Origin of the sequence: Actinosynnema sp. NPDC023658, assembly GCF_040639995.1 — a bacterium.
Taxonomy (GTDB): domain Bacteria; phylum Actinomycetota; class Actinomycetes; order Mycobacteriales; family Pseudonocardiaceae; genus Actinosynnema.
The window spans coordinates 1-11,257 of sequence record NZ_JBFAAX010000170.1 but is presented as its reverse complement, the minus strand read 5'-3'; the positions used below and the strand labels follow the sequence as shown (position 1 = coordinate 11,257).

10 protein-coding genes and 1 pseudogene are annotated in these 11,257 nt (G+C 72.2%); 5 read left to right on the top strand and 6 right to left on the bottom strand.

Features of this window, described 5'->3' with window-relative positions:
* Nucleotides 1-272, bottom strand: a pseudogene (locus AB0G02_RS19035) (glycosyltransferase); the annotation flags it as partial.
* Nucleotides 273-358: 86 nt separating this feature from the next.
* On the opposite strand from AB0G02_RS19035, the gene AB0G02_RS19030 reads away from it, so the two are divergent.
* Nucleotides 359-1,600 carry an MFS transporter gene (locus AB0G02_RS19030; RefSeq protein ID WP_360795880.1) on the top strand — a complete coding sequence of 414 codons (1,242 nt, stop codon included), beginning with the start codon at nucleotides 359-361 and terminating at the stop codon, nucleotides 1,598-1,600.
* 79 nt (nucleotides 1,601-1,679) lie between these two features.
* Here AB0G02_RS19030 and AB0G02_RS19025 read toward each other — a convergent pair whose 3' ends face one another.
* From AB0G02_RS19025 to AB0G02_RS19015, 3 genes are all read right to left on the bottom strand, one after another.
* Nucleotides 1,680-2,996, bottom strand: coding sequence for a YncE family protein (locus tag AB0G02_RS19025; RefSeq protein WP_360795877.1), 1,317 nt, complete (start codon nucleotides 2,994-2,996; stop codon nucleotides 1,680-1,682).
* A 66-nt stretch (nucleotides 2,997-3,062) separates the two neighbouring features.
* On the bottom strand, nucleotides 3,063-4,313 hold the full coding sequence (locus tag AB0G02_RS19020; protein ID WP_360795874.1) for a hypothetical protein: 1,251 nt from the start codon (nucleotides 4,311-4,313) through the stop codon (nucleotides 3,063-3,065).
* Nucleotides 4,314-4,327: 14 nt separating this feature from the next.
* Nucleotides 4,328-5,176, bottom strand: coding sequence for a glycosyltransferase (locus AB0G02_RS19015; protein ID WP_360795872.1), 849 nt, complete (start codon nucleotides 5,174-5,176; stop codon nucleotides 4,328-4,330).
* A gap of 93 nt (nucleotides 5,177-5,269) precedes the next feature.
* On the opposite strand from AB0G02_RS19015, the gene AB0G02_RS19010 reads away from it, so the two are divergent.
* The 3 genes from AB0G02_RS19010 to AB0G02_RS19000 are packed head-to-tail and all read left to right on the top strand — an operon-like array spanning nucleotide 5,270 to nucleotide 9,080.
* On the top strand, nucleotides 5,270-6,319 hold the full coding sequence (locus AB0G02_RS19010; RefSeq protein WP_360795869.1) for a glycosyltransferase: 1,050 nt from the start codon (nucleotides 5,270-5,272) through the stop codon (nucleotides 6,317-6,319).
* Nucleotides 6,304-7,866, top strand: coding sequence for a lipopolysaccharide biosynthesis protein (locus tag AB0G02_RS19005; protein WP_360795866.1), 1,563 nt, complete (start codon nucleotides 6,304-6,306; stop codon nucleotides 7,864-7,866). The genes AB0G02_RS19010 and AB0G02_RS19005 overlap by 16 nt, the downstream gene beginning before the upstream one ends.
* Entirely contained in the window at nucleotides 7,863-9,080 is a 1,218-nt protein-coding gene (locus tag AB0G02_RS19000) for a glycosyltransferase family 1 protein (RefSeq protein ID WP_360795863.1), read from the top strand. Before AB0G02_RS19005 ends, AB0G02_RS19000 begins: the two co-directional genes overlap by 4 nt.
* On the opposite strand, the gene AB0G02_RS18995 is transcribed toward AB0G02_RS19000, so the two are convergent.
* Together AB0G02_RS18995 and AB0G02_RS18990 are read right to left on the bottom strand one after the other, a co-directional pair.
* A complete protein-coding gene (locus AB0G02_RS18995) occupies nucleotides 9,058-9,189 on the bottom strand; it encodes a hypothetical protein (protein WP_360795860.1) in 132 nt (43 codons plus the stop codon). The two genes, AB0G02_RS19000 and AB0G02_RS18995, sit on opposite strands and share 23 nt — an antisense overlap.
* A gap of 201 nt (nucleotides 9,190-9,390) precedes the next feature.
* Complete coding sequence (locus AB0G02_RS18990) at nucleotides 9,391-10,350, bottom strand: hypothetical protein (protein ID WP_360795857.1); 960 nt, start codon at nucleotides 10,348-10,350, stop codon at nucleotides 9,391-9,393.
* 93 nt (nucleotides 10,351-10,443) lie between these two features.
* Between AB0G02_RS18990 and AB0G02_RS18985 the strand changes: the two genes are divergently transcribed.
* Nucleotides 10,444-11,257 (top strand): hypothetical protein (locus AB0G02_RS18985; RefSeq protein ID WP_360795854.1); only part of this gene is annotated, 814 nt, incomplete at its 3' end.

Genomic DNA, 11,257 nt, shown 5'->3' with positions numbered 1-11,257 from the left:
CCGGTGACCCGTTCGGGGATCGCGACGCCCGCGAGCCTGCCCGCCCACACGACCGGCATGCCGTCCGCGACGACCAGCTCGGACTCGGAGATCAGGGCGGCCAGTTCGGGGCGGCGGGTCGCGGCGCGCACGATGTCCACGTTGGCCGTGACGATCGCGCCGCCCTCGGCCCGTCGCCACGCCGCGGCGACGTGGTCCGCGACGCCGGACTCCCGCACGGCCCACACGTCGATGGCGCCCACGCGGACGCGGGGCGGGGAGATGTGCGGCATACCCGCGTCATCGGGTTCGGGGTGGTCCCCGTTACGACGGGCACCGACACCGGTAACGGTCACCGCCCGTGACCGATATCGGGTGCATGTACGTTGCGTCCGCCCGACCTCGCGACCGGGTCAAGGGCCGGGTCCCGGGCACCGTGGTCGCGTTGGGCGCGGTGAGCCTGCTGACCGACGTCTCGGCCGAGATGGTGACCGCGTTCCTGCCGGTCTACCTGCTGTTCACGCTCAACATGAGCTACGCGCAGTTCGGCCTGCTGGACGGCCTGTACACGGGGGCGACGGCGGTGCTGCGGCTCGTCGGCGGGCACGTCTCGGACCGCACGCACCGGCACAAGGCGGTCGCCGCGGTCGGTTACGGGCTGTCGGCGGTGACGAAGCTCATCTTCCCGGTCGTCGGCGCGTCCGCGTTCGGCATCGGCGCGACGCTGGCGGCCGACCGGGCGGGCAAGGGCCTGCGGACCGCTCCCCGGGACGCGCTGATCTCACTGGCCACGCCGCCGGACCGGCTGGGCGCGGCGTTCGGGCTGCACCGCAGCATGGACACCGTGGGCGCGCTGCTCGGCCCGCTGGTGACGTTCCTGCTGCTGTACTCCATCGGCACGGTGGCGGGTCCGGTGTTCGTGGTGAGCGCGTGCTTCGCGGTGGTGGGGCTGATCGTGCTGGTGGCGTTCGTGCGGGAGAACCCGCGGCCCGCGGTGGTCGGACCACGTCCGTCCGTGCGGGCCGGGGTGGCGCTGCTGCGGGACGCCGGGTACCGGCGGGCGGCCGTCGCGGCGGCGGTGCTGGGGCTGGCGACGCTGTCGGACGCGTTCGTGTTCATCCTGGTGCAGAGGGCGACCGACGCGCCGCTGCACCTGCTGCCGCTGATGCCGTTGGGCACGGCCCTGGTGTTCCTGGTGGCCGCCACGCCGGTGGGTCGGCTCGCGGACCGGATCGGCCGGTGGCCGGTGTTCCTCGGCGGGCACGTGCTGCTGCTCGCGGTGTACGTGCTGCTGCTGACCGGCGGCGGCGGTTACGTCGGGGTGGGCGCGGCGCTGCTGCTGCACGGCCTGTTCTACGCGGCGACGGACGGTGTGCTGTCCGCGAGGGTGAGCACCCTCGTGCCGGAGTCGCTGCGGGCGTCCGGCCTGTCGGTGGTGCAGACGGGTCAGGCGTTGGCGCGGCTCGTGTCGTCCGTGGCGTTCGGGTTGCTGCTCCAGTTCGCCGCCTTCGGCACCGCGGTGTGGGCGGCGATCGGCTCGCTGCTGGTCGCCGTGCTGGTGGCCTGGCGGCTCAACGCCAAGCGCCCCGACGCCAAGCGCCCCGACGCGCAAGAGGCCTGAGGCGCAGGAGCCGGGTAGTGGAGGGGCTCCCCCGGGAAGTCGGTCCTTCCCGGGGGAGCACCGTCCGCCGCGCTGGTGATCAGAGCAGGCCGATGGAGCCGTGCGACACCGAAGGGCCGTGCGCGAGGTCGCCCGCGTAGCTCGCCGTGTAGCCGCGGACCAGGGTGGCCAGGCCCACCAGCAGCGGGACGTTGGCGTCGCACTGCGCCTTGCCCGACGAGTTCGTGGTGGCGGTGCACAGCGGGTGGCCCTTGATCGTGCGGAACGTCACCGGCTTGCCCACCACGGGGTTGCCGGTGTGCGACTCGGTCAGCGTCGCGTCCAGGCCGCGCACGGTGAAGCCGAGCAGGCGCAGTTGCAGCGACGCGTACCCGGCCACGAGCTTGGTCGGCGCGGGCGGCACGGCGTGGATCGCGATGCCCACCGGGTTCACGCCCACCGGCACGGTGCCCGCGACGGACAGCGTCGCCGTGTCCACGATGGACACCGTGCCGCTGGTGAAGTTCGTCACGTACGCCTTGGCGCCGTCCGGGGTGAGGGCGACGCTGATCGGCCTGCTGCCGACCGGGATCTGCGCCACCGGCGTCAGCGCGACGAGGTCCACGACGGACAGGCTGTGCCCCTCGCTGTTGGTGACGTACGCGCGCGTGCCGTCGGGCGAGAGCGCCACGCCGTGCGGGATGAAGCTGACCGGGACCGTGCCGAGGACGGCGTTGGACGCGGTGTCGACCACGGCCACGTTGTTGGAGAACTTGTTGACCACCACGAGCTTCGCGCCGTCCGGCGTGACGGCCACGGCGGTCGGGGTGTTGCCGGTGGGGATCTCCGCGATCTCGGTGTTCGTGCCGGTGTCCACGACCGACACCGTGCCCGGACCGACCACGTCGTGCGCCACGTAGAGCCGCTTGCCGTCCGGGGTGATCGCGATGCCGTCCGCGTTCGCGCCGACCGGGATGGTCTCGGTGGTGGTCAACGTCGCCGCGTCGACCACGGACACCGTGCCCGCCCGGTAGTTGGACACGTAGACGTGACCGCCGGAGGGCGACACCACGACGCCGGCGGGTCCGTCACCGACCGGCACCGCCGCGTCGACCGAGTTGGTCGGCGTGTCGATGACCGTCAGCGTGTTGTCCCGCACGTTCGTCACGTAGCCGCGCGCGCCGTCGAACGCCACGCCGACGCCGTAGGGCGAGTCGCCGGTGGAGTCGATGAGCGTGGTGGTGACGGCGTTCGTGGCGGTGTCGAGCACCGACACCCCGCCGCCGTTGTTGGCGACGTAGCCGAGCACGCGCGTGGGCGCGGCGACCGCCGCACCGGGTGGCACGAGCAGCAACGCCGAGCCCAACGCGACCGCACCACCGGCGGCGAACAGCTTGCGGATCTGTCTGAGCAGCACGATCGGCCTCCGTGGGGTTGGTCCGGCACTGCCCCAATCGCCACGCGCGACTCAGCCGTTAGCCCCTCAGAAGCGGTACACGTGAACTTGGTACGGACCGAAGTCGTCCACGACCTTCCCGTCCACGATCGGCACGGTCCGGCCCTCGTCCACCACGGTCGCGGTGCCCGAGGACACCGGCACGGTCACCGTCACCTTCGCCGCGAGGCTGCGCGGGTGCTGCCTGGTGCCGTCGGTCTGCGCCAGCACCCACCGCTCGCCGCCCGTCTCCTTGTACAGGGCGGACACCGGGATGCCGTTGTCGCTCACCGCCGTCATGCCCGGCGCGGTGGGCGCGTTGAGCACCCGGGCGAGCGACTTGAGCCGCGCGTTGACGGCGGTGACGCGGGCGGTGATCTCCGGCCGGGTCAGCACGCTGGAGTACTCGCCGCTGCCGTCGGTGTGGAAGCTGTGCGCGAAGTAGTTGATGCCGGTCGCGCCGTGCAGCACGGTGTTCCACACCGCCGACTCGAGCTGGTCCGGCGAGATCGTCTCGCCGTGCGTGTGCGGGTGGCCGGTCTCCACGAACCCGTACAGCGGCTTGTCCGGGCCGCACCACTTGCGCATGGTGTCGATGACCTCGCCGTAGCTGTACGCGCCGACCGTGTCACCCCGGTCCGGGTGCGTCCAGCCGTAGTAGTCGGCCGAGGCGATGTCCGCGGCCGAGCAGTACGTGCGCATGTCCTCTTCGTACGACTTCTCGATGTGGCCGTAGCCGACCTCGCCGGTCGGCGTGCCCATCCACGGGCTGAAGTTGAGGTACGTGGGCCGCGACGGGTCCTTGGCGCGCACCGCGTCGGAGGCCTTGAGGATCGCGGACGGCTGCATGTCCGGGTGGAACACGTCGCCGTAGACCTTGTTCATGTCCGGTTCGTCGGCGATCAGGTAGCCGACGTAGTTGCGGGCGTGCGCGGTGTCCGCGAGGACCGCGTCGACGCGCGTGCCGTCGACGTAGACCCGCCAGTCCGTTTCGTGGAGGCCCTCCTGGCGGAGGTACCACCACTCGTCCTCCCACAGCCCGATCCCGACGTCGATGCCGATCTTCGGGTAGGCGCGGCCGAGCTTCTCGCCGTTCTCCACGCCGGACGGGTCCTGCATCCAGACGTTGATCGGGAACACGGACGGGTCGCCGGCGGGGTTGGGCCCGTTCGCCCACTTCTTGTAGTAGTCGACGGACGGCACGACGGCGGTGGCGGGCACCGGGTCGGGCTCCCTCGCCGCCTCGGCCGTGCACGCCGTCAGCGCGAGCACCGCGAGCAGCGCACCGGCACGGGCCATGGTCGTGCTCCTGTTCACCTCGGCGCCCGGACGCGCCCACGCGCGGCCAGCACCTGCTTGGCCTTCTCGAAGCCGCCCGGACCCAGCAGCCGCAGCGCGGCCGTCTTGGCCAAGTATCGGGCCCCGTCCCGGGCCGCCCGCAAGGGATGTCCCACGAACCGGTCACGGGCGAGCACCCCGCCCGCGGGTTCCGGCACGTCGTCCAGCGCCGCGCCGAACAGCGGCCGGTACGGCGCGGGCGCGACCAGCCGGCCGCGGGTGCGGTTGCTCACGTTGCCGCCGTGCACGACCTGCAACCACCCGGGCGGGCCGCCCAGCGACACCACGTCGGCGTGCCGGTGCAGCCGGTTGTGCCAGTCGGCCCAGCACGTCACCGGGGCGTCCCAGGTCTCCCGCATGGACGCGAACGCGTTGTCCCGGTCGTGGTGGGCGAACAACCCGGTCGGGCTCTTGACCAGCCCGTTCGCCAGGTAGAGGGCGGTGCGGCGGCCGGTGGGGCGCTCGGCCTGGAGCCGGGCGACGAAGTTCGCGGCCAGGCCGTCGTCGTTGTCGAGGTTGGTGGTGATCAGGTGCTCGCCCTTGACCGGGAAGAGCGCGGAGACGTCCTCGACCAGCTCCTCCCGGCTCACCTGCGTGCGGAACACGGGTGTGTACGCGTCGCCGTGCGCCCGGATGCGGTCCTTGAGCCACTCCGGGCTCTCCGGGTCGAAGTAGATGAGCCACCGGAAGTCCGACGAGGTCTGCGCCGCCACCGAGGGCAGGCAGTACCGCTCGAACAGCCCGACGCGTTCGGTCAACCAGCCGTCACGCGCCCGCACGACGCTCTCCGCGCCGACGGACGGCAGGTTGAAACGCGTCAGCACGACGTGGTCCATGGAGCCCCTTCCCGTATGTCCCGTACATCGGGATCGGGGCCGCGCCGTTAACGATCCGCGGTCGCGCACGATGTGTAGGACGTGACTGAGCCCTCGACACGACCTGCGGTCGACGTCGTCATCCCCTGTTACAACTACGCCCGGTTCCTGCGCGCCTGCGTGCGCAGCGTGCTCGACCAACCCGGCGTGGACGTGCGGGTGCTGATCATCGACGACACGTCGAGCGACGACACGCCCGAGGTCATGGCCGACCTGGTGCGGGACCCGCGCGTGGAGGGCCGCAGGCACGAGGTCAACCGGGGCCACATCGCCACCTACAACGAGGGCCTGCTGGAGTGGGCGAAGGCCGACTACACGGTCCTGCTGTCCGCCGACGACCTGTTGGCGCCGGGCGCGCTGGCCCGTGCCGCCGAGGTGTTCGAGGCGAACCCGAACGTCGGCATGGTCTACGGACGTGTCGTTTATTACACCGACCACGACGACCTGCCGTCCGTGGTCACCCCTCCCGCCGGTCGCACGGTGTGGTCCGGCGTGGACTGGATCGAGGCGCGCTGCCGGACGGGGCAGAACGTGCTGTCGTCCCCCGAGGCCGTGGTGCGCACGTCGGTGCAGCAGCGGGTCGGCGGCTACCGGCCGGACCTGCCGCACGCCGGCGACCTGGAGATGTGGATGCGCATCGCCGCGGTGTCCGACATCGGCTACGTGCGCGGCAAGCCCGCCGCGTACTACCGGGTGCACCAGCAGAGCATGATGCGCACGCAGTTCTCGTCCCTGTTCGCCGACCTGGAGCAGCGGCAGGCCGTGTTCGAGCGGTTCTTCGCCGAGCACCCCGACCTGCCGCCGCGGCTGCGGGCGCTGGCCAACCGGTCGATCGCCAAGGACGCGTTGTGGCGGGCGGTGCGCGCCTACGACCGGGACAAGCTGGCCGACATTCCGGTGGACGAGCTGGAGGCGTTCGCCCGGCGCGTGTTCCCGGACGTGGCGCGGCTGCCCGAGTACCGGGCGTTGCGGCGACGGCGGGCGGTGGGGCCGAAGCTGGCCAGCCGCACCCAGCTGTTCGTGGGCAGCCACCTGGTCAAGCGCGGCGCGGGTCTCGTGGGCAAGCAGGTCTGGAAGTGGCGCGGCCAGTGACCGCCGACCTGGAGCCGCCGGAGATCGCGCGGCCCGACACCCCGGTCCGGTCCGACACCGCCGAGCCGTCCGACGGCTCGCAGTCCCCCGACAGCTCTCAACCGTCCGACGGCTCCGGGCGGGCCGGTCTGGAGCGCAAGGTCACCTCCGCGATCCGGTGGAGCGCGGTCAACAGCCTGGTGCAGCGGTTCAGCCAGGTCGGCGTGGGCGTCCTGCTCGCCCGGCTGATCGCGCCCGAGCAGTTCGGCGTGTTCGCGGTCGCGCTTGTCGTACTGAACATCGTGATGAGCATCAGCGAGATGGGCGTGAGCGTCGCCCTGGTGCGCACGGACAAGCCCGTCGCGGAGCTCGCGCCCACGGTGACGACGCTGTCGATCGCCTCCGGCTGCCTGCTCGCCAGCGCGTGCGTGGTCGGCGCACCGTGGTTCGCCGGGGCGATGGGCACGCCGCAGGCGACGGGCGTGATCCAGCTGATGTCGTTGTCGCTGGTGGTCGCGGGCGCGTCGGCGGTGCCCGGCGCGTTGTTGCAGCGCGAGTTCCGGCAGGACCACAAGTTCGTCGCGGACACGTCCGCGTTCGTCGTCGGCACGGCCGTCGTGGTGGTGCTCGCGCTGCTCGGCTTCGGCGCGTGGAGCCTCGCGTGGTCGCGGATCGCCACCAACCTGGTCGCCGCCGCGGTGATGTTCGCCTACACCCCGAAGCGCTACCGGCCGGGGTTCGACGCGGTGCAGGCGCGCGGGCTGCTGGCGTTCGGGCTGCCGCTGGCGGGCGCGAGCCTGCTGGTGTTCGGCGTGCTGAACGTCGACTACATCATCGTCGGCAGCGTGCTGGGCACAGTGCCGCTCGGCTTCTACCTGCTCGCGTTCAACCTGGCGAACTGGCCGGTCGGCGCGTTCTCGCAACCGGTGCGCAGCGTGTCGCTGGCGGCGTTCTCGCAGGTCAGGGACGATCCGGAGCTGTTCGCGCGCACGTTCGCGCGGGCGTTGCGGCTGCTCGCGCTGGTGACCGTGCCCGCGTGCGTGCTGCTGGCGGCGCTGGCCGACCCGCTGGTGCGGACCGTGTACGGCGAGCGGTGGGCGCCGGCCGCGCAGGCGTTGGCGCTGCTGGTGCTGCTCGGCGCGCTGCGGGTGGCGTTGGAGCTGGGGTACGACTACCTGGCCAGCGCCGGGCGTTCGCGGGCCATCCTGGTCATCCACCTCGTGTGGCTGGCCGCGCTCGTGCCGCTGCTGGCGCTGGGCGCGCACCTGGACGGCATCCGGGGCGTGGCGCTGGCGCAGAGCGCGGTGGTGCTCGTGGTGATCGTGCCCGCGTACCTGATCGCGTTCCGGCCCTACGGGCTGCGGGCGCGGGCGCTGGGCGCGGCGGTGGCCCGGCCGGTGCTCGGCGGGGTGGTGATGGTCCTGGTGGCGTCGGGCGTGCAGTGGGCGGTCGACGGCGCCCTGGTGCGGCTGCTCGTGGGTGGCGCGCTCGCGTCGCTGGCGTACGCGGCCGTGGTGTTCCCCCTGCGCCACGAGGTGCTGGGTCTGTTGCGGAGGAGTCGCGCGTGAGGGTCGTCCAGCAGTTGCGGCGGCGGGCGCACCAGGTCACGCGCATCGTGCGCGAACAGGGTGTCCGCCAGGTCGGTGCCCGTGCGCTCGGCCGGGCGGCCCGGCGGTGGGGCGCGGACGCCGACGTGTTCCCGGTGCGCTTGGAGGACGTGCGCGCGGCGGACATCGGTGTCCGGAAGCCGGTCGTCGTGCCGCCGATCCCGGAGGACGGGCGGCTCGTCCTGAACTGGGTCAGCACGCCGCCGTCACCCGGCTCCGGCGGGCACACCACGATGTTCCGGCTCATCGAGCACCTCCAGTCGCTCGGCCACACGTGCCGGCTCTACCTGTACGACGTGTACGGCAGCCGTGCGGCGGACCACGAGCCGGTGATCCGCGCGGCGTACCCGGGCTTCCGCGGGTCGGTCCACGACGTGACCGAGGGGATGGCCGACGCGCACGCCGTGTTCGCGACCGCGTGGATGACCGCCTACCCGGCGTTCAACGACCCGTGCGCGGGCAGGCGGTTCTACCTCGTGCAGGACTACGAGCCGTGGTTCTTCCCGGTCGGCGGGCTGTCGGCGCTGGCGGAGAACACCTACAAGATGGGCTTCCACGGCTTCACCGCCGGGCGGTACCTGGCCGAGAAGCTGCGCGACGGGACGGGCATGGAGGCCGACTCGTTCGACTTCGGCTGCGACACCGACCGCTACCACCTGCGCCAGGGCGTGCCGCGGGACGGCGTGGTCTTCTACGCGCGCCGGCTGGCGCCGAGGCGGGCGATCGAGATCGGGCTGCTGGCGCTGGAGCTGTTCGCCGAACGGCACCCGGACATCACCATCCACACCTACGGCGAGAAGATCGGCAGGCTCGGGCCGCGGCACGTCGACCACGGGCTGATCACCCCCGACCGGCTCAACGACCTCTACAACCGGTGCTACGCGGGCCTCACGCTGTCGATGACGAACGTCTCGCTCGTGCCGCACGAGATGCTGGCCGCCGGGTGCCTGCCGGTCGTCAACGACGCCGCGCACAACCGGGTCGTGCTGGACAACGACCACGTCCGGTACGCACCGGCGACCCCGCACGACCTGGCCCGCGCGCTGTCCGACGTGGTGACGCTGCCGGACTTCGGCGCGGTCGCCCAGGCCGCCTCCGCCAGCGTGTCCGGCCGGTCGTGGGACGCGGCCGGGCACGAGCTGGAGAAGGTGCTCAGGCGGGTGCTGTCGTACTGAGCGGGCGGGTCCGCAGGAGCCGCCGCCGCGCGGGCCGGGTGAGCGCGAACCCGGACAGCAGGAAGAAGAACCCGACGCCGGTCGCGCCCTGGCCGAACACCGCCGACACCACGCCCTCCGCGCCGGTGCCGACGGCGTCGTCCGCGCCGGCCCGGTCGTCATCGGCGCGGGGCGGTGTCGTGGGCCTAACGGCATCCTTGCGGATATGGCTGGATTTTCCGCTACTGGTAACGAGTTCAGCCTCCGGAGCACCACGTTTTCCTTCTGACACGGGGAAGTCGTGGTGCTCCGGTATGACGTCAGCCGGGAATCAGATCGGGGACGGCGAGGTGGCGTCGGGGATCAGCAGCACGGCGGCGGACGAGCCGTCGGCGGGCACGACGTGGATCGAGGCGAGCTTCGCGTCCTTCGGCACGGCGGCGAACGCGAGCCGGTCGTCGTCCAACCAGGTGGCCTGGTCGTCCACGCCCGCCGTGCCGGGCAGCCTGCGCTCCTCGCCGGTCTTCAGGTCGAGCACGGCCAGGTCCCACGGGCCCAGCCGCCCGATGCGCTTCTTGTAGGCGACCTTCGTGCCGTCCGGGGACAGGGACGGGCACTCGGCGTCACGCCGCAACGACTCCAGGCGACGCTCCACCAGGTCGCCCTTCACCAGCCAGGTGTACCCGGCGGAGGCGAGGGTCGCGTAGAACGTGCGGTCGTCGGCCGCCACGGTCAGGCCCCAGTAGTTCACGTCCTGCGAACCGTGCGCCTGGCCGTCGACGACCGCGGTGAACCCCTCCAGGGACTCCACCGCCTCGCCGGTGCGCACGTCGAGGAAACCGGTGCGGGTGGAGAACCCGCCGGGCACCGAGTAGGAGTCACCGGTCACGAACGACGTCCAGCTGACCACGTTCCCCGAGGCGGACACCTTCGCCCGGCTGGGCACGCCCGGCAGCGGCACGGTCCGCACCTCGGCACCGTCCCTCGACACCTCGGCGGCGTAGGTGGGGCCAGGTCCGGCCAACCTCAGGCACACCGTCGTCCCGCCCGACCGGTACACCCTCTGGCACGTCATCGGCGTGCCGCTGCGGGCCGCGGGGTCGGCCAGGCGCACCTGCTCCACCCGGCTGCGCCCGTCGGCCAGCTCCACGAACATCAGGTCGCCGTCGACGGAGGCCACCGGCACCGGTGAGGAGTCGCGCGCGACCGACGTCACGTACACCACCGCGGCACCCACGACCAGTACGATGGCCGCGGCGGCGAGCACGACGCGCCGGTAGCCCAAGTCCATCACCACCTGTAACGACTAGGCGCGAGTCGGCCGATTTCAGAGTAACAACACCCTGCGCGCACCTACGCGGGGTAAACGTGGATCGGGGAGCGGATGGACTTCTGGGGCGCCGTGCGAACGCTGCGCAGGCGGTGGTACATCGCCCTGCCGGCGGCGATCACGGCTGTCGCCGTCGCCGCCGGGGTGTTCCTGTCCATCCCGACGCGCTACCAGTCCTCCGGGGTGATGGTGCTCACCTCGCCGTCCGCCGGTGGCACGTTCTCGGAGAAGATCTCGCCCGAGGACGCCGTGCGGGTCAACCCGCTGCTGGCGTTCGACGGCAGCCTCTCGACCACCTCGCAGATCCTGGCGCAGATCCTGGCCGACCCGAAGACCCGCAAGGAGTCGCTGGGCCTGGACAAGGACTCGACGGACAACTTCACCGCGGCCGGCGGCGGTCAGGCCGGCCCGTTCCTGTTCGTGACCGCGGACGGCAGCTCGCCGGAGGCCGCGGAGCGGATGGTCACCAAGGTGATGGAGTTCGCCACGCAGGAGCTGGACAAGCAGCAGACCTCGCTGAAGGCGCCGGCGTCGACGTTCATCACCTCCCAGGTGATCGTGAACCCGACCGCGGCGGAGGCGCAGATCGGCGGCAAGGTCCGGTACGCGGGCGCGGCGTTCGTGCTGCTGATGCTGCTGACGATGGCGGCCACGTTCGGCGGTGACAGCGTCCTGAACCACGTGCGCCGCCGTCGTGAGGCGCGTGAGGGCGGGGGTGAGGCCGCCGAGACCGGTGACGACGCCCGGCCCTCCGGTGGGACCGCCTCCAACGCCCCGGGTTCGCCGCAGAACGGGTCCGGTTCGCCGCAGAACGGTCCGGTCGCGGCGCAGAACCGGCCCGGTGCCGGCCAGCCGCCCAACGGCCCGG